This is a genomic window from Cryobacterium sp. PH29-G1, assembly GCF_030063365.1.
In the GTDB taxonomy this organism is placed as follows: domain Bacteria; phylum Actinomycetota; class Actinomycetes; order Actinomycetales; family Microbacteriaceae; genus Cryobacterium.
Map to the genome: position 1 here is coordinate 79,812 of NZ_JASISY010000010.1, position 18,665 is coordinate 98,476.

At 65.4% G+C, this 18,665-nt stretch carries 16 protein-coding genes; 6 read left to right on the plus strand and 10 right to left on the minus strand.

The annotated features are described in order from the left end of the window. Window positions 1-25 precede the first annotated feature (25 nt). Genes ilvA through QMK22_RS12995 form a run of 6 tightly spaced genes read right to left on the minus strand, consistent with a single transcriptional unit; the run spans window position 26 to window position 6,690 of the window. A complete protein-coding gene (gene ilvA / locus QMK22_RS12970; protein ID WP_283498064.1) occupies window positions 26-1,261 on the minus strand; it encodes a threonine ammonia-lyase in 1,236 nt (411 codons plus the stop codon). Window positions 1,262-1,264: 3 nt separating this feature from the next. Then, window positions 1,265-2,731, minus strand: a complete 1,467-nt coding sequence (locus QMK22_RS12975; protein ID WP_283498065.1) for an AI-2E family transporter — start codon at window positions 2,729-2,731, stop codon at window positions 1,265-1,267. A 21-nt stretch (window positions 2,732-2,752) separates the two neighbouring features. Further along, complete coding sequence (locus QMK22_RS12980) at window positions 2,753-3,838, minus strand: ABC transporter ATP-binding protein (RefSeq protein ID WP_283498066.1); 1,086 nt, start codon at window positions 3,836-3,838, stop codon at window positions 2,753-2,755. Next, window positions 3,835-4,713 (minus strand): ABC transporter permease, encoded by an 879-nt coding sequence (locus QMK22_RS12985; protein WP_283498067.1) that lies wholly within the window; start codon window positions 4,711-4,713, stop codon window positions 3,835-3,837. Before QMK22_RS12985 ends, QMK22_RS12980 begins: the two co-directional genes overlap by 4 nt. After that, window positions 4,710-5,576 carry an ABC transporter permease gene (locus QMK22_RS12990; RefSeq protein ID WP_283498108.1) on the minus strand — a complete coding sequence of 289 codons (867 nt, stop codon included), beginning with the start codon at window positions 5,574-5,576 and terminating at the stop codon, window positions 4,710-4,712. The genes QMK22_RS12985 and QMK22_RS12990 overlap by 4 nt, the downstream gene beginning before the upstream one ends. Next, the gene (locus QMK22_RS12995; RefSeq protein WP_502857665.1) at window positions 5,560-6,690 is read right to left on the minus strand and encodes an ABC transporter substrate-binding protein; all 1,131 of its coding nucleotides are present in this window, start codon (window positions 6,688-6,690) and stop codon (window positions 5,560-5,562) included. Before QMK22_RS12995 ends, QMK22_RS12990 begins: the two co-directional genes overlap by 17 nt. Window positions 6,691-6,858: 168 nt before the next feature. Between QMK22_RS12995 and QMK22_RS13000 the strand changes: the two genes are divergently transcribed. After that, window positions 6,859-8,079, plus strand: coding sequence for a winged helix-turn-helix domain-containing protein (locus tag QMK22_RS13000; protein WP_283498068.1), 1,221 nt, complete (start codon window positions 6,859-6,861; stop codon window positions 8,077-8,079). Between the two features lie 123 nt (window positions 8,080-8,202). Here QMK22_RS13000 and QMK22_RS13005 read toward each other — a convergent pair whose 3' ends face one another. The 4 genes from QMK22_RS13005 to QMK22_RS13020 form a co-directional block, all read right to left on the minus strand. After that, window positions 8,203-9,090, minus strand: coding sequence for a M48 family metalloprotease (locus QMK22_RS13005; protein ID WP_283498069.1), 888 nt, complete (start codon window positions 9,088-9,090; stop codon window positions 8,203-8,205). Between the two features lie 12 nt (window positions 9,091-9,102). Continuing rightward, the gene (locus tag QMK22_RS13010) at window positions 9,103-9,669 is read right to left on the minus strand and encodes a LemA family protein (RefSeq protein ID WP_283498070.1); all 567 of its coding nucleotides are present in this window, start codon (window positions 9,667-9,669) and stop codon (window positions 9,103-9,105) included. A gap of 180 nt (window positions 9,670-9,849) precedes the next feature. Continuing rightward, window positions 9,850-10,476, minus strand: coding sequence for an SOUL family heme-binding protein (locus QMK22_RS13015; protein ID WP_283498071.1), 627 nt, complete (start codon window positions 10,474-10,476; stop codon window positions 9,850-9,852). 158 nt (window positions 10,477-10,634) lie between these two features. Next, entirely contained in the window at window positions 10,635-12,119 is a 1,485-nt protein-coding gene (locus tag QMK22_RS13020; protein WP_283498072.1) for a glycoside hydrolase family 1 protein, read from the minus strand. A 501-nt stretch (window positions 12,120-12,620) separates the two neighbouring features. On the opposite strand from QMK22_RS13020, the gene QMK22_RS13025 reads away from it, so the two are divergent. The 5 genes from QMK22_RS13025 to QMK22_RS13045 all read left to right on the plus strand — a co-directional run bounded on the left by QMK22_RS13025 (window position 12,621) and on the right by QMK22_RS13045 (window position 18,637). Next, the gene (locus tag QMK22_RS13025) at window positions 12,621-14,639 is read left to right on the plus strand and encodes a hypothetical protein (protein WP_283498073.1); all 2,019 of its coding nucleotides are present in this window, start codon (window positions 12,621-12,623) and stop codon (window positions 14,637-14,639) included. Between the two features lie 26 nt (window positions 14,640-14,665). Further along, a complete protein-coding gene (locus QMK22_RS13030; protein ID WP_283498074.1) occupies window positions 14,666-15,592 on the plus strand; it encodes a Ppx/GppA phosphatase family protein in 927 nt (308 codons plus the stop codon). Between the two features lie 92 nt (window positions 15,593-15,684). Beyond that, window positions 15,685-16,827, plus strand: coding sequence for a FecCD family ABC transporter permease (locus tag QMK22_RS13035; protein WP_283498075.1), 1,143 nt, complete (start codon window positions 15,685-15,687; stop codon window positions 16,825-16,827). Beyond that, complete coding sequence (locus tag QMK22_RS13040; protein ID WP_283498076.1) at window positions 16,824-17,624, plus strand: ABC transporter ATP-binding protein; 801 nt, start codon at window positions 16,824-16,826, stop codon at window positions 17,622-17,624. Before QMK22_RS13035 ends, QMK22_RS13040 begins: the two co-directional genes overlap by 4 nt. Beyond that, entirely contained in the window at window positions 17,621-18,637 is a 1,017-nt protein-coding gene (locus tag QMK22_RS13045) for an ABC transporter substrate-binding protein (protein WP_283498077.1), read from the plus strand. The genes QMK22_RS13040 and QMK22_RS13045 overlap by 4 nt, the downstream gene beginning before the upstream one ends. Window positions 18,638-18,665 lie beyond the last annotated feature (28 nt).

Sequence of the window (18,665 nt, forward strand, 5' to 3'; positions counted from 1 at the left end):
CACTGCTTGGGCGGGTACGAGCCGCTTAGTCGATCTGCGGGTCGTAGCCGGCGGCGCGCAGGGTCTCGACGACGTGCTGACGGTGCTCCGGTCCCCGCGTTTCGACGCTGACGTCGAGTTCGACCTCGCTGAGCTGCAGGCCGACTCCGTGTCGGGTGTGCAGCACCTCAATGACGTTCGCTGTCGCCTCGGCGAGCAGTTCGGAGATGCGGGCCAATTGACCGGGACGGTCGGGCAACATGATGCGCAGTGTGAGGTAACGGCCCGACGCGGCCAGGCCGTGGCTGATCACGCGCTGCATGAGCAGGGGGTCGATATTGCCCCCCGACAAGATGGCCACGGTCGGCCCGGTCGGGGTGACCTTGCCGGCCAGAATGGCAGCAACGGCCACAGCGCCGGCTGGTTCCACCACGAGCTTGGCACGTTCGAGCAAGACCAGCAGAGCGCGGGCGGTGTCGTCTTCACTGACCGTGACGATTTCGTCGACGGCGTCACGCACGATCGCAAAGTTGAGCAGTCCCGGCTTGGCGACGGCGATGCCATCGGCGATGGTGGGCAGGATGCTGATCGTTACGGCCTCACCGGCCGCCAGGGAGGGCGGGTAGGCAGCCGCGTTCTCCGCCTGCACCCCGATGACCCTGATGTGACGGCCGTCCCGAGCGGCACGTTGTTTGAGTGCACTGGCCACGCCGGAGATCAATCCGCCGCCACCGATCGGCACGATGACGGTTTCGAGATCAGGAACCTGGTCGAGAATTTCCAGGCCCAGCGTTCCCTGCCCGGTCACAACATCGACGTGGTCAAACGGCGGGATGAGGATCGCACCGGTCTCGCGGGCGTACTCGGCTGCGGCCAGCAGGGGCTCGGTCACGCTGGTACCACGCAGAATAACCTCGGCGCCGTAGTCGCGCGTCGCGGACAGCTTGGGCAGCGCTACCCCGACCGGCATGAAGATGGTGGCTTTGATGCCCAGCTCGCGCGCGGCGAACGCTACACCCTGAGCGTGATTGCCGGCCGAGGCTGCGACGACACCGTGAGCTTTCTCCTCGTCGGTGAGCTTGGAGAGCCGGTTGTAGGCACCCCGAATCTTGTAGGAACCGGTGCGCTGCAGATTTTCACACTTGAGGTAGACCGGTGCCCCCAAAACTTCGGCGAGGTAGCGCGAGCTTTCCATCGGGGTCACATCAGCGACCTGGGCGACAACCGGACGCGCGGCCTCGAACTCAGCGAGGGTCGGTGCGACGAGGGTGGTCTCTGGCATGTCTTAGTTCTCCGTACTGTCGTGCTGGGCGCGAGGTGCGCTCGAATCTGTTGGTGGCGCGGTGGCGGCCGGCGTGGTGCTGGTCGGTGCGGAATCTGCGGGTCTGGCACCGGCTGCTGTGCCGCGCGCGAATCGGTTCCGCGCCGTGACACCCGTTCGCAGCCGCACTCGAGCGGTACGTTCCGGCGCACCGGCCGGCCGGTACCCCGGACGACTCTGCGGCACGGTCTGCCACAACACCGACCCGGTCTCCGGACCCGGCTTCATCGCGTCGCCCCGCCACGAGCCGCCCGAAATATAGCTGGTCATGGCGTTCACGACTGCAGCCACCGGAACGGCGAACAGCGCCCCCGGAATTCCCGCGAGCAGCGCTCCGGCCGCCACGACGAGCACAACGGCGAGCGGATGCACTTTAACGGCCGTTCCCATGATCAGCGGTTGCAGAACGTGCCCTTCAACCTGCTGCACGAGCAGGACAACCCCCAGCATGGCCAGGGCGATGGCCCAGTTGTTGAAGATCAGTGCGATCACGATCGCGACCGATCCGGTGGCGACGGCACCGACGATGGGAATGAACGAGCCGAGAAAGACCAGGATGCCAATCGGAATGGCCATCGGCACCCCGAGCAGGGCCGCTCCCACCCCGATGCCGACGGCATCGATCGAGGCCACCAGAATTTGCACCTTGACGAAATTACCCAGGGTCGTCCAGCCAGCAATCCCGGCACCATCCACGGCCGCACGCGCCCGCTTGGGGAAGAAACGCACGATCCAGGCCCAGATCGACTTTCCGTCAATCAGGATGAAGAGCAGGCTGAACAGGGCGAGCAGGAGCCCGGTCAGCAGATGCCCCACGGTCGTACCGACCGACAGCGCGCCGCTGATGAAGACGGCGCTATCGTTTTGGATCGCCGTCCAGCCCTGCTGCAGATAGTTCGTGATCTCGGTATCTGATAGTTGTAGCGGCGACGCCGCGAGCACCGTCTTGAGGCTGTCGAAGCTCGCCGTCAGTCGAGCGCTCAGCCCGACGGTGCCCTCGGCAATCTGTGTGGAGGCGAGTGTGACCAACCCGGCAACGAGCACCAGAGTGCCCACCATCGCCGTGGCCACGGCGAGTCCCTTCGGCCACCGATGCTTGACGAGAAAACCCACGAGGGGATTCAGCAAAGCGGAGACCAGTACCGCCACGAGCAGCGGAATGATGATGAGCCGCAATTGGATAATCAGAAAGATCAGCACTGCGATACCCGCAGCGATGACGATCAGTCGCCACGACCACGCTGCGGCTAAGCGGATGCCGGCCGGCAGGTTTTCGTCAACGCCGTTCGGTGCGGGCTCGAGCACCTCGACCGGGGTGACCAGCAGTTCGGACCGCGACCGCTCTGCGGCTTCACGCTCCTGCTCATCATTTCGTCGGCGGCGCAGACGTAGCAGGGCACGCTCGCCCGGATTGCCCGTAGATTCACTCACCCGCTCAGTCTAGGACTGCCATCATGCCGGTTTCAGTACCCCACTGGTGCTGCTCACCGGCTCGGTGGATACCGGGGCTCCGGAAAACTTGAGAAACACGCTTTCGCCCGTCACCGGATGCACACGCACGCCGTGTTGCAGAAATACCGTGCTGCCGTCGGCCAGACGCACCGTTGTGCGGCGAAGCGAGCCGAGAAAGCTGGACGCAATCACGGTCGCCGCCAGGCCCGCCTCGGCGAATTCAATGTCTTCCGGTCGGATCGAGACGTGCGCCGGTCCGTCTGGCGTTGCCGGATCGATCACGGGCAGAAGCGTTCCGTACACGTCAACCTGAGCGTTGCGAACGATTCCGCTGATGCGGTTGCTGAGCCCCACGAAGTCGGCGATAAACGGGGTAGCCGGCCGGGAATACAGTTCTTCCGGTGTGCCGACCTGTTCGATATTGCCCGCGCGCATAACCGCCACGCGGTCGGCAACGGCGAGAGCTTCATCCTGGTCGTGGGTGACGAACAGTGTGGTGATGCCCAGTTCGGTTTGAATGCGTCGAATCTCATCCCGCAGTTGCACGCGCACCTTGGCGTCGAGCGCGGAGAGTGGTTCATCGAGCAGGAGTACCCGCGGCTCGGTCACGAGTGCCCGAGCCAGCGCCACGCGCTGTTGCTGACCGCCAGACAACTGGTGTGCGAAGCGATCGAAATGGTCCTCGAGGCCAACCATGGCCAGAGCTGCGGCAGCCCGGCGACGCCGCTCGGCCGGTTTGATCTTGCGCATCCGCAGTCCGAATTCAACGTTTTCGCCCGCGCTGAGATGAGGAAAGAGCGAGTACGACTGAAACACCATGCCCATGTCGCGTTTACTCGTCGACAGGTCGGACACGTCGACACCGTCGATGGTGATGGTTCCGGCATCCGTTGATTCGAGGCCGGCCAGGACGCGCAACGCCGTGGTCTTTCCGCTGCCGCTCGGCCCGAGTAGAGCTACGAACTCGCCGGCGCGCAGGGTGAGGTCGAAACCGTTCAGGGCGCGCATTCCGGCGAATTCCTTTACCACGCCGGTGAATTCGACGACCGTACCCGGTCGGGTCTGGGTGGGCTGCTGCGAGATCATGCGGGGCCTTTCACGTTGGTGCGGGTGCGCGACGAGCCGGTGAGTGACGGGCGGGTGCGGGATAGGCGGGTGCGCGGGGCACCGAGTCGTCCGATGACCAGAAGCAGCACAAAGGCGAAGGCGAGGGCCAACAGCGACAGAATAACGGCCGTGTACGGATCGACCTTGCTGACCACGACAAGCGCAGTCTGCAGGTTGACCCGGTTGAGCAGGGACGCGATCGTGAATTCGCCCAGTACAACGGCCACGGCGATGAAAGCGCCGGCGAGGATGCCGCGGCGCAGGTTGGGCACCAAAATGCGCAGCAGCACACTCCCCCAGCCGGCCCCCAGAGTCCGTGCCGCCTCGGTGAGGGTTTTCACATCAACACCGTCGAGGTTGGACTGAATCGCCCGGTAGGCGAACGGCAGCACCGTGATGCCGTAGGCAAAGGCGAGGGTCCAGACACCGCTGCCGAGCAACCGAGCGACAATGGCGTAGACCGGTGCGAGCCCCACCACGAGCACGATGGCCGGGATGGTGATGGGGAGGATACAGATGAATTCCAGGGTGCGACGCAGCCGCGGAAAGCGGATGTGCACGAGCAGCATCGTGGGTACGAGCAGCAACAGCACAATAACGACGGTGCCGATGGCCAGAGCCACCGAGTTGCCCAATGCGATCAGCACCGGTCGGTAGACCCCGGTAAAGCCGCTTTGAAACAACGCGACCCAACGGTCGACGTTGTACCCGCCGACCAGCCCGGCGCGCAGCGTGAATTCGATCATGGCCACGATCGGTACGGCGAAGATCAGCCCGACCAGGCCGAGGATGACGGTGCGAACCGTGCGCGAGGGCGCGTGGGCGACGCCACCGGTCGTAAACCCGCCGCTCATCGCTGCCACCGCGCAGCCCGGGATTGAAGCGCCGAGTAAGCCACCATGACCACGGCCATCACCAAGATCATGCCGAGGGCGAGGGCACCGGCGAGGTTTTCCCGACCGAGCAACGTCTCGCTCGTCAAGGCCGCGCGAATCTGCAAAGGTACGATCTGCGATCCCTGGCTGACCAGCGCGGCTGCGGTGGCATAGGAGGAGAAGGCGTTGGCGAACAGCAGCAGCAGGCTGCCGATGAAGGAGGGAGCGAGCACCGGAAAGGCGATGCGCAGCCAGTAGCTCGCGGTGCTGCCGCCCAGGGTGGCGTTCGCTTCGGCCCATTGCGGTTTGAGGGCTTGCAGCGCCGGCATGAAGGTGATGATCATGAGGGGTACCTGAAAGTAGATGTAGGGCAGGATGAGCCCCGGCGTTGAGTACAGCCAGACGCCGTTCTCGAATATGTTGATGCCGAACGTGTCGCGCAGGTAGAGGGTCACCATGCCCTGAATGCCAATGGTCGCCACGAAGGCGAAAGCGAGCATGACCCCGCCGAACTGGGCCAGCACGCCGCTGAGGGAATCTATCGTGGTGCGCAGCGGCCCATCCGGGCGGGTTCCGAGCAGGGCGTAGCAGACGATAGCGCCCACGACAGCTCCGACCACGGCGGTCAGTGCCGACAGCCAGAAGGAGTTGAAAAAAGTGGTGAGCACGACGGGGTCGCCGAGTGCTGCAACGGTGGCCAGGGTCGGGGCCCCCGACTTGTCGAAAAAGCCCGTGCCGATGGCGATCAGGGTCGGCACAGCCAGAAACAACAGCACATAAACCGCGAAGGGCAGCAGCCCGAAGGCTGCTGCCCGACCACGGACGTTACTGGACAGCCGCAGCCCACTTTTCGCCGAGGAGGGTCGCTGCCGCCGTGCTCTGCGCTTCGGTCGGTACGACGGTTTCGCTGGGTACCGTGGGCAGCGCGTCGAAGAGCTTGGCGTCGATGGTGCCGGCAGCCGCCATGGCCTCGGCCCGCGCGGGGCGGGCTCCCCCGGCGAGCCACAAGTTCTGCGCTTCATCGCCGTACAGGAATTCCTGCCACAGCCGCGCTGCCGCCGGGTGCGGCGCATCCTTGTTAATGGCCTGGTTGTAATAGCCCGCGTAGCCGACTCCGGGGAAGACGACAACCTTCCAGTTGCGCTGGCCCTCAAGCTGAGTGCCGTACCCCACGTTGAGGTAGTCCCAGTCGAAGACCACCGGGGTCTCGCCGGAAGCGACGGTTGCTGTGGTGGGGTTGACCTTCAGAAAGTTGCCGGCCGCGTTCAGCTCGGAGAAGAAGTCGATGCCGGGCTGGAAATCATCAACCGTTCCACCGCTCTGCACGGTGGCCAGGCCAACGGCGGCAAAGGCCGCACCGGCCTGGGTCGGGTCACCGTTGATGGCGACCTTGCCCTTATAGTCGGCGCCGAGCAGATCCGTGAGTTCCTTGGGGGCCGGCACGGCGTCGGGGTCGTAACCCACGGAGAGGTATCCGCCGTAGTCGCCGACGTAGAGTCCAGAGGCTTCCTTCAGCGCGTCCGGGATGTCCGCCCAGGTCGCAACTTGGTACGGCGCGAAACGGTCGGTGCTGGACAGGGCGACGGCGAGCCCCAGGTCGAACACGTCCGGAGCCGTGTCCTGTCCCTTGAGGTTGTCCGCAGCCTGAATCTCTTCAGCGCTCGACCCATCGGGCGATGCCTCGTTGATCGTAATTTCCGGGTATTTCTGGGCGAACAGATCGAGAACGGCCCCGTAGTTGGCCCAGTCCCGCGGCAATGCGATGACGTTGAGGGATCCTTCCGCCTTCGCTGCCGCTTCAAGCCCCGCCAGATCGCCGAAGGCGTCCAGGCTCGTGGCGGTTGCCGCGTCGATGCCGGAGTCCGGCGTTTCGGCTGCGGTGGAGCATCCGCTGAGCGTCAGCGCGAGAGCGGCCGCGACGGCCAACGATACCGTCAGAGATTTTTTAATAGACAATTTTCCTCCATCGTGACCGGTGGTGAAACGTTTGAAGACTGTGGCAAACGTGTCGTATGAACAGGATAGGGGCAAGCGCCGGTCGCTCTAAGGTATGAAGGTAGCATGGCCACCAAACGGAACTGCGGTTAACGACAGGTGAACGTTCGCGCAACTAAAGTGAGACGAATGGCCACCCCCGTATCCCCTGTCTCTCCGCAGCTGGCGCGGCGAATCGCCCTGGCCGCTCAGGGCTTCGGCGCCCGACCCGCGCCCACATCGACGGTCGGTATCCGCCAGCTGAGCAATTTGGTGAACCGACTCGAATTGCTGCAGATCGACTCGGTCAACGTCTTCGAGCGCAGCCACTACATGCCCGCTTTCAGTCGGCTCGGACCCTACGACAAGACCCAACTCGACCGCCTCACCACCGGACGTGAAGCTCGATTCACCGAGTATTGGGCGCACGAGGCTTCCTTCCTGCCCGTCGACACCTGGCCGCTGTTTCGCTGGCGCATGCAGCATTTTCGTGACCGTTCGGCGCGCACACCGGATGACTGGTCGCACGCCAACCGCCCGATGCTGAACTGGCTTCTGGCCGAACTCGCCGCCAACGGGCCGATGCGCGCGAGCGCGATTGAACACGACGCCAACAAGCGCAGCGGCCCCTGGTGGGGTTGGTCCGAGGTGAAAACCGGGCTCGAAGTGCTCTTTCGCTGGGGTGACGTGGTCAGCGCTGGACGCATCCGCTTTGAACGGGTCTACGCCCTGCCGGACCAGGTCTTCGCCACCGCTGTGCTCGATCGCACCGTTTCGTCAGCGGATGCGCACCGCGAGCTGGTCAGCCGATCCGCACGCGCCCACGGCATCGGCACGGTGAAGGATTTCGCCGACTACTTTCGCCTGAAATCAGCGCCGACCGCGGTGGCTGTGCGAGAGCTCGCCGAGGCCGGGGAGCTCCTTGCGGTTGAGGTGCCCGGTTGGGGCCCCCGCGGCGCTGCGGGCGCAGCCTGGCTGCACCGGGACGCCCGGCTGCCCCGCGCCATATCCGCGCAGGCGATTCTGTCTCCGTTTGATCCGGTGGTGTGGGAACGCGCCCGCGCCCTGCGCCTGTTCGACTTTCACTATCGCATCGAGATCTACACGCCGGAGCCGAAGCGAGTGTTCGGGTATTATTCGCTGCCCATTCTGCTCGGCGACACGATCGTCGGTCGGGTCGACCTCAAGAACGACCGGCAGAACGGGGTACTCCGGGTGCAGTCGGCCTGGGCCGAGCCGACCGCGCCAACGGATGCTGCGGGCCGGCTCGCCACGCTGCTGCGCGACGCCGCCCGATGGCAGGGGCTCGACGAGATCGAGGTCATGCCGAGAGGCAATCTGGCGGCCGGGCTGGCCGCCGAGCTGAAGTAACCGGCCACGGCCCACCGCGCCTTTTTCAGGCTGCGCGGGAGCTGCGCCGGTGCGCCCGAGTTGTAACTGGCGCGCACTGGCGCAGCTCCCGCGCCGCGCGTTCCACGGGACGTTACGCCGTGATTAGAACTTGCGGCCCATCGCCGTGAGGCGTTCGATGCGGTCGGCGATCGGCGGGTGTGTCGCGAACAGCTTGCTCATGGCACCCTTTTTGAGCGGGTCCGAGATCCACAGGTGGGCCATCGAGCTGTTCTGCTTCTGCATGGGGCGGCCGTATTCACCGAGTTTGGCCAGTGCCGAGGCGAGCGCATCGGGGTGGCGCGTCGTGAGCGCACTCGTGGCATCCGCGAGGTACTCACGCTGTCGGGAGATGGCGAGCTGCACGACCGTGGCGATGAGCGGGGCGACGATCATGGCCACGAGGCCGAACACCATGACGACGGGGTTGCCGTTGCTGTTGTTGTTGCGGCCGAAGAACGCCATGCGCAGAAACATGTCGGAGATGAACCCGATCGCCACGACCAGACCGAATACGACCATCGAGACGCGAATGTCGTAGTTGCGCACGTGACCGATTTCGTGGGCCATGACGCCCTCGAGCTCGGAGTCGTCCATGATGTCGAGCAGACCGGTGGTCGCGGCGACGATGGCGTGTTTGGGATCCCGGCCGGTGGCGAATGCGTTCGGCGCCGGATCATTGATGATATATACCTCGGGCATCGGTGTGCCCGTCGTGATCGACAGGTTCTCCACGATGCGCCACAGACGCGGGTGGTCGGCCTTGCTGTTGACGCGGATTCCACCGCTCATCGTGATGGCCTGACGGCCCGCAGCGTAGTACTGAATAACCACGTACAGGCCGGTGATGACGACCACCGCGATGAAGATGCCGTAGCTGTTCGGCGCACCGTAAACGGCGTTCGCCAACCAGCCCAGCCCCGCGATGATCACGAAGAAGAGAATCATGATGAAGACGGTATTGCGTTTGTTCTTCGCTATCGCGCTGTACATCGAGGTGCTCCGTTAGAACTGAACGCGAGGCGGCTCCGCAATCGCTGCGGAGTCGGCGACCTCAAAGAAGTCGCGTTCGGTGAAGCCGAGGTTCTTGGCAAACATGTGGTTCGGGAACACCTTGATCTTGGTGTTCATTTCGCGTACGCCACCGTTGTAGAAGCGACGCGCAGCCTGAATTTTGTCTTCGGTGTCCACGAGTTCGGCTTGTAACTGCAGGTAGTTCTGGCTGGCCTGCAGCTGCGGGTAGGCCTCAGCGACGGCGAAGATACTCTTCAGCGCGGTCTGCATGTGGTTTTCCGCAGCGGACGCATCGGCCGGGCCCTGAGCGGAGAGCGTCTCGGCTCGCGCACGGGTCACGTTCTCAAACACACTCTTCTCGTGTGCTGCGTAGCCCTTGACCGTTTCGATCAGGTTGGGCAGCAGGTCGGCACGACGCTTGAGCATCACCGTAATGTCGCTCCACGCTTCGTCGACGCGCACGTTGAGCGTCACGAGGGAGTTGTAGGTCGACCACAAGTAGATACCCACGATGGCGACGAGGGCGACAACGATCAAAACCGGGATGAGCCATTCCATGGCAGCGTCTCCTTGCAAATTGGCACGATGTGTACATTGACACGATATGTACATTGACACGGAGACATGTACTGGCCAAAACGACCCCCCGTGCGTACCTGCCCAGTCTAAGGCGGCCCCGGAGGCTCCCACCCGCTTCCCATGACACTCCAAGCAACCTCTAGGCGCCGGAGCGGTTTGTCAGGCGCCGTTGGTTGCCGGGGCGACATCGAGCAGAACCTCGTTGCGGCGTAGGAACCACGGTTTGAATGGCGGATCGAATCGGGCAAATTTCGGCGCTCCCACGACCGTGAGTCCGGCGGCAGCGAGGGCTTGGCGCAACTGCACGAGATGCTCGTCGAAGCGAGCTTGACTCCAGCGTCCGCTAAACCGGATGGCACCAGTCAGGCTTTCGGGCACCGCTTGCAGCTGCACATTCGGGTCAGTGGGTTGCGGCGCGGTCTCGGCCGTCAAATTCTCCGGCAGCACAAAGGCAACCCGAAATTGTTCATTCCCGACATTGCCGACAGCCCCGGCGCCAGCAGCCCCGGCCTGGCCGGAAGGATCCTCCAGCTGCTGCTGCACCACCGGCGCGGTCATCGCGATCTTCTCTCCGGCATCCGTTTGCACCACGGGTGCGGTCATAGCAACTTTCTGCCGGGACTGGTTCGCCCCGCTGATATAGGCGAACAGGTAGCGGAATGCCCGGTTGCCGGCGTCCTCGAAGGGGCCGTCGGTCGTGACCTGGGCGAGCAGATGCGCGGGGTACCGGCGCAGTTCAAAATCGTCATAGGCGTGTACAACGCGGTAGGGCTGTTGCTCAGTCATGCAGAGAAAATACTGCAAGTGCCTGTGTGGGCGCTTCGTATTTGCGGGCGTGCCACGGCCCATCCGACGGCCGGATCGGCGTCATTGCGGCACCGCGGTCACGCTCCAGGGCACGACGTAGCGAGAGCACCACGTACGCCAATCAGCGCGGTTCGCCGCTACCGGTTGGCCAGGGCGTGTTGCAGCCAGCGGAAGCTGGACTTGGGCGTGCGGGTTCGACGGTCATTGCTGAAGTCGACGTGTACGAGGCCGGTGGGCTGGGTGTAGCCGGCATCCCACTCAAAACCATCCAGCAGTGACCAGAACGCGACGCCGCGCAGGTCGGCCGCCGCGGCCGGGGCCCCCGTGGCGGTCGCGTCCAGGGCAGTGACGAGGTGCTCGGCGAGGTAGTCAATACGAGCGGGATCGTGCACCTCGTGGCGGGCATCCGCTTGGTCGGCGAAGGCGCCGCCGGCCAGTGACAGGTAGACCGGTGGGAGTGCGGGGTACCGGTCGGCCAATTCACCAAGCGCCACGGCCAGATACTCGGGGGCGTTGACCACGCCCGCCGACGTGGTGGGGTGCTCCCGGAACGGCTCGAGGTGGAACGGCCACGACGTGACCGGAATCGGCTGCCCATCGGGTGTGGTGCGGGTGGTTGCTCCGGCGGCGATCCGGGCGGGCTCGGTGTAGCTCACACCGTAGAAATCGAGCGGCTGGTGGATCGTGCGGAGGTCGGCGGGATCGGCTTCGAGCAGGGTACGCAGCTCAAGCGCAAATGGCTCGAGCGGGTCAGGGTACTGCCCGAGCAGCACCGGGTCGGCGAACAGTCGGTTCTGCAGCAGGTCGTACAGGGCCGCATAGGAGCGATCCTGGTCGCGGTCGGTCACGGACTGCACGGGGGTGTGGGAATTGACGATGCCGATCCGACCACGCACGTCGGCGGCGCGGAGCGCCTGCACGGCCAGCCCATGCGCGAGCAGCTGATGGTGTGCTGTCGGCAATGCGTCGAACAGCAGGGTGCGTCCGGGCGCGTGGGTGCCGAGGGCGTAGCCCCGGGTGGTGACCGTGGCCGGGTCGGTGAGGGTGACCCAGGCATCGACGCGGTCACCGAACGCTTCTCCCACAGCGTGGGCGTAGTCGGCGAAGCGGCCGGCCGTATCCCGGTTGAGCCAGCCACCCCGCAGGGCCGCCGGGGTATCCCAGTGGGACAGTGTGGCGGTCGAGCGGATGCCGTGGGCCAGCAAGGCGTCGAGCAGGCGATCGTAGAACGCAACACCGTTGCGATTGAGTGCACCGCGCCCCTCCGGTTGCAGTCTGGTCCAGCCGAGCGAGAACCGGTAGGAATCAACACCGAGGTCACGCAGCAGAGCGGTATCCGCGGCGTAGTTCTTCACGTGGTCGGCCGACACCGATGCGTTCGAACCATCGCGGATACGCCCCGAGACCTGGCTGAAGGTATCCCAGACGCTGTCACCACGGCCACCGTCGCGAGCGGCACCCTCGATCTGAAATGCCGAGGTGGCCACGGCTACTTCGAACCCCGTCGGCAGGCGATCGCCGAGCTCGCCGGCGCGGTGTTCCCAGTCGCGGGCGGCGACCGCGCGCCGGCCCGAGGCGAAGCCGGTCGAAGCGGGAGTAGTGGAGCGAGGCGTGGGATTCATGGGGCTGAGGCTCTTTTCGGCGGGCGACGCGGGGCATCCGCTTCGTAGTCAGGTTGTCACGTTTCTCGCCGGTGAATGAAAGCCCAGAGTGGTCCGCCAAGCATTCCTGCGGTTTGTTACTTTTACGGCGCGTGGGAGGTTGACTTTACCGCCTACAGACCCTCAAATTGGGGCAGGGGGTGAGTTGTGACGGAAATGGATCGTGTCGCAGGCTTAGGCAAATGGTCGCGTTTGGTACCCCGCCCACAGCGTTTACGTGCGGCGGCGGGAACGACGGCCGGGGCGACGGCCGGAGTAACGGCCGGAGTAACGGCCGGAGTGTCGTCAAGGGTATCGGCGGCAGTGTCAGCAGGGCTGGCCGTGCTTTTGGGTTGCGCTATCGCACTCTCGGCCCCCGCACTGTCCACAGCCCAGGCCGAAGAAGCTTCGCCCAGTTCAGCACCGTCGACAGCCCAGGAAACGACGCCCGCACCGCCGGCACCACCAACCGTGAAGCCGAACGTGACGAGTCCGAAGATCGAGAGCCCCAGCGCTGGGCAATTCATCAGCAATAATCGCACAACCGTGTCGGGGACCAAGGCTGCCGACACGGAGATTCAGCTGTTGTCGCCGCGCGGCGGAGACCCGCTGTGCATCGTCGCTGGTTCGTCGACGGTGTGGAGCTGCACCAACGTCTATCTGCAGAACGGTCCGACGATCAAGCTCCGCGTCGTCGTCACCGGTGATGCGAGCCTGAACGACGAGATTGCGGTCGCCGTACTGGGCGCACCGACGGTGCTCGGCGGTCTCACCGGCACCGATTCCAACGGCTGGGTGCGAGGAACCGGGCACCCCCAGGCGACCGTCACGGCGTCGATGCCAACAGGTGAAACCTGTTCCGGCACAGCCGACGACTCAGGCGCATGGGCGTGCCTGTTCACGGGCATCTCCGGCGGCAGCCACGACGTGACGGCAAGCCAGATATCGGGGTTCAGCAGCCCGTCGTCGTCGAATGCGAGCGGGCCCGTCACTATCCTGTTCGACGTCACGTTGCCGAATGCCCCGGTCGTCACGACTCCGAGCCCTGGTGCGCAGGTTCCCGTCGCCGGCACGGACTACTCCGGCACCGGAGAAACCGGCGCCACGGTGACGGTGTTCGCCGGCGCCTTCTCGGTCTGTTCCACCTCGGTGACCGGCGGAACCTGGAGTTGCTCGGCCGGTGGGGTAGCTGCCGGGTCGTACTCGGTCGTCGCCGTGCAGAAAGACACCGCCGGCAACGTCAGCCCGGGCAGCTCTCCCATATCGGTGCGCTACATCGCTGCCGCCACCGCAACACCGACGCCGGCTGCGCCCCCCTCGGGCACGCCCACGGTCACGGCGTCGCCAACCGAATCGGCCTCGTCGACGCCCGAGGGCTCGGCGGCCGTACCCGGAGGGCCGTCGCAGCCATCACCGACTCCCGGCGCCACAACCCAGGCCCCGAACACCACGAAACCGGAGTCGACCGTGGCACCCGCCGTTGCCGGCGAGTGGAACACCCCCACCGGATTTGCCTCAGCGCTCGGCTCGAGCGATGCCGACACCCCCTTTCCCCTGCTCCAGGCCGCGCTTCTGGCCGTGGGCGCCCTGCTGTTGATCGTGGTGCCGCTGCGGATGCTCGCGGGCACAATTTCCCGAACGCGCAGTGGCCGGTCGCCCTGGCGAATGCCTTCTCTGGTGGGCCGCAACCGGGTACGCGAAGAATTCGAGGTCGCACCCTCCCTGCACGTCAATCCGTGGTTGCGCGGCGGAGCAGCTCTCCTGGCGGCGGCAACCTTTGTCATGCTCTCCGGTCCGGTCGAGGATCAGCCGGCGTACCTGCGCCTGCTGATCGCCGTGATCATCGGGTTGATAGTGGTCAACGCCGTGGCTATTCTGGTTCCGCTGTGGTGGAGTTCACGCGTGTTGCGGCTGCGCGGATCGGTCACCATTCTTCCGCGTTATCTGCTGCTCATCGCGGCTGCCGCCATTGCATCCCGATTGTTTGACATTCATCCGGCGCTGCTCTTCGGGCTGCTCGGCAGCGTCACCCTGTCTGCCCACACGGATGCCGACGGCCTGGCTGATGCGCGGGTCTCGGCCCCGCACGCCACACCGGCGCAGCGTGGCGAGCTCGCTGCGGTGCGCGTCGGCGCTCTCGCGGCCGTCGCTATTCTCGCCTGGTCGCTTGGGTCGCTTCTGCCCGGTGCCAGCGACTTCCTCACCTCGCTCGCCGCGGAGACGGTCAACACCATCGTGCTCGCCGCGATCGGCTCGGCGGTGCTGATTCTCGTACCCCTCGGCCACACCAGCGGGCAGCGCGTTCTGGCCTGGTCGCCCCTCATCTGGACGGGGTTGACCATCGTCGCCTATGGAATTCTGTTCGCAGCGCTGGCCCCGATGATCACCCAATTGCAGCGCGACGGCACCGCTCCGGCGCTGTGGATCACCGCCGCAACCTTTGCCGCACTGTGCGCCAGCGCCTGGGCGTGGCAGAGATTTGTGGCGCCGACGCAACGCTAAGACGCTGCAGGCTGTATCTTTTAGACGTGCGCCTAGGAGTTCTCGACGTCGGTTCGAATACCGTCCACCTATTAGTTGTCGACGCGCACGAAGGCGCCCCGCCGGTGCCGATGGCCGCCGACAAGACCGTGTTACGTCTCATGCGCTACATCACGCCCGAGGGCGCGATCAGTGATGAGGGCGTTGCCGCTGTTCTAACGTCGGTTCAACACGCAGCGGATGTGGCGGAGCAGCACAATATCGATGAGCTGCTCCCGTTTGCCACCTCGGCCCTGCGCGAGGCCACCAACGGACCGGAGTTGCTCGACCGCGTCGAACGCGAAACCGGTGTTGCCCTGCAGGTCCTGTCGGGTGAAGACGAGGCCCGTCTCACTTTTCTTGCGGTGCGGCGCTGGTATGGCTGGTCTGCCGGCAATATCCTCCTGTTCGACATTGGTGGCGGATCGTTGGAGATCGCCGCCGGCGGCAGCGAGTTTCCCGAGGTGGCCCTCTCGCTCCCACTCGGCGCCGGGCGCAGCACGATCGGTTTTCTGCACCACGATCCACCGCTGCCCGAGGAGGTGTCCGCGCTGCGCAAGCACGCGGCATCCGTTTTGCGCGATGCGATCGGCGCCTTCGCGCACCTGCCGGCCCCACACCACATTGTCGGGTCCTCGAAAGCGATCCGATCACTCGCCCGACTGGCCGGCTCGACCTCGGATGGCGTGGGTGCCGCCGACCGGTTGCGCCTCGGCCGCAGCGAGCTCGACGACTGGGTACCGCGCCTCGCCCGCATCCCGGCCGAAGCCCGACCGGCTTTGCCCGGAATCACAGCCGACCGCACGTTTCAGATTGTGGCCGGCGGCATCGTACTCGGCGCGGCCATGGCTGCGTTTGGGGCCGCCGAGCTCGAGGTGTCCCCCTGGGCGCTCCGTGAGGGCGTTATTCTGCGCTACCTCGACCGCTTGCGCTGATCGGTCGCGGTCACGGTCGATGGAGCTCCGTTCGCATCGCCTATTGAGAATCATTATGATTAAGGCATGTTGCGCCTATCGGATGATCCCCAATGACCGTCACCGCCGCCTCGACGACAGCGCGTCCCGCGGCCGGGACAACGACACCGGCACCCGCTAGTAACCCCGCGGTGCCGCTTCGGCGCCGCGGAACGGCCTGGTCTCGCGCCCTGCGCTGTGCGCTGGCGGCGGGCGTCGTTCTCACCGTGCTCGTGTCAACGAGTGTGGGCCCGGTCGATGTCTCGCCCTGGGAATCGCTTCGCATTATCGTGGGACATCTGCTGCCCAACATGCCGTGGATGGTCGACGGCTCGCTGAGCACGCTGCAAGACCAGGCGGTCTGGCAGTTTCGCTTGCCACGCACGCTCATGGCTGTGCTCGCCGGCGGTGGACTCGCGCTGGCCGGAACCCTCATGCAGGCCGTTGTGCGCAATCCCCTCGCCGAGCCCTACATCCTGGGAGTCTCGGCCGGCGCCGGCGTCGGTGCAGTACTCGTCATCGCGCTCGGCACGGCCGCAATCGGCGGCCTCACCGTGCAGGCCGCGGCGTTCGTCGGTGCCCTCGTCGCCACCTCCGCCGTCTACCTGTTTGCGCGCCAGCGCGGGGTCATTTCACCCACCCGATTAATTCTGGCCGGCGTCGCCCTCGGGGCATTGTTCAGCGCGATCACCAGCTACCTCACCATTACAACGGATGCCCAGAACGTTTTCAGCGTGCTCTTTTTTCTGCTCGGGAGCGTATCCGCCGTCACCATGGGCCAGCTGGCGGCCCCCGCGATCGTGCTGGTCACCGTACTCGTGATCGCGCTCACCCAGGGCCGGTCACTCAACGCACTACTCATGGGCGATGAGGCGGCGACCTCCCTCGGAGTCGATGTGCAACGCCTGCGAGGCGGGCTGCTTCTGGCCACCGCCCTGCTCACGGGCACAATCGTTGCCGTGGCGGGCGGGATCGGTTTCGTCGGCCTCGTTATCCCCCACGTGTGCCGCATTGTGGTCGGAAGCGACCATCGTCGAATGATCCCCGCCGCCGTTTTGGCGGGTGGCGTGTTTCTCGCCCTGGCCGATCTGCTTGCTCGCACCGTTGCCGCCCCCACCGAAATTCCACTGGGTATCCTCACCGCCATGGTCGGCGCACCGTTCTTCCTCTGGCTGATGCGGCGCAAACGTGCCGGCCGGGCGGGGCTGAACCGATGAGGGTGTCGTTCGAGCGGGTGAACGTGGCCCTGGGCGGAGTTCCGGTTATTCACAACGCCAGCCTCGAGATCGAGTCCGGTCATACCGTCGGCGTGCTCGGAGCCAATGGCAGCGGCAAATCAACCCTGTTGCGCAGCCTCTATCGCGTCATTCGACCGCAGAGTGGTGTGGTTCGCCTGGACGGCGATGATGCCTGGACGCTGCCCCCACGCACGCTGGCCCGTCATGTGGCGGTGATGGCGCAGGAATCAGAATCGGAATTCGACCTCGATGTGCTCGACGTCGTGTTGCTCGGTCGGGTGCCGCACCGTGCGGGCTTTGGTGCGGATACGACGCGCGACCTGCGCCTGGCCACCGATGCCCTCGCGCGAGTGGGCTCGCTCGAGCAGGCCGATCGGGCATTCTCCGGCCTGTCCGGCGGTGAAAAGCAGCGAGTACTGCTGGCGCGGGCACTCGTGCAGGAGAGCCAGGTGCTGATTTTGGATGAGCCGACCAATCACCTCGACCTGGCCTTCCAGCTCGAACTCATGCACATCGTGTCGACGTTGGGCCTCACGGTGATCGCGGCCCTGCACGACCTCAACCTCGCGATCGCGCACTGCGACGAGGTCGCGGTGTTGCACCGGGGAACCATCGCCGCGTTCGGACGACCAGACGATGTGCTCACCCCTGAACTTATCGGTGACGTGTTCGGTGTGCGCGCACACCGTCTGCGACACCCGGAAACCGGCCACCTCCTGATCGCCTACAGCCCCATCCAATCACCCACACCACTACAGAAAGCAGCCATCCTATGATGCATCGTCCCCTCTCCCCCCGCCGCCTCGGTCAGGCCACTGCCGGCCTCGGCGCGGTCATGCTGCTCAGCGCCTGCGGTACCAGCGTCGGGGCCGCCCCGGGCACCGCCGACAGTGACGCCCATGCCGTGAGCGTCACCAACTGCGGCCGGACCATCAATTTTTCGGCAACGCCCAGTGCCGTTGTGGGGCTCAGCCCGTCCCAGACCGAGCTCCTGCTGCGCCTCGGCCTCGTCGATCGCCTCGTCGGACAAGCCCAGGTCGGCACTGCCACGCTGCCGGCAGACCTGCTCGACCAGGCCGCTGCGATCCCGGTGCTCAGCGACGATGCACCGCCCACCCGGGAAGTGCTGCTCACATCCGGCCCGGACTTTGTCTACTCGCCCACCGGCTACGAATTCACTGCGGAACAGGGCTTCGCCAGCATTGAACAGCTGGAACGGGCCGACGTCGCCGCCTATACGGCGACCGGCGGATGCTTCGATCGGCGCAATTCGGGAACCGTTTCCGATATTTTCACCGACATCACGAACCTGGGCATCATCTTCGACGTGCCGGAGGAGGCCGCCGCCCTCGCGGCGCAGGGCCGAACTGATTTGGGCGCCGTCGAGAACGCGCTCAGCGGCCAGGACCGGCTGCGGGTGGCCCAGCTTTTCGTCGACGGCAACAGCCTGTCCGCAATCGGAGCCGGCGTCGAGGCGGACATGATTCGGCTCGCGGGCGGCGACAACGTGTACTCCTCCGAGGACCCCGCCTTCAAAGATTTCTTCGCCGCGAGCATTACCCCGGAGTCCCTCGCCAAGGAGAACCCGGATGCGGTTGTGTTCGCCGTGCGCACCGACGACGAAGCCGAAAACACCCGGGACTACCTGCGTGCCACCTTCCCGGCAATGACCGCCGTAGTTGAGGACCGCCTCATTGCCGTGAGCGCCTCCGATGTCTTCCCCGGCACTCTGGGCAATATCCGCGTCGTGCAGCAGGTCGCCGCAGAGCTCTATCCCTCGGCTTTCTAGCCGGCTGCACCGCACCAGCCCGCGTCAC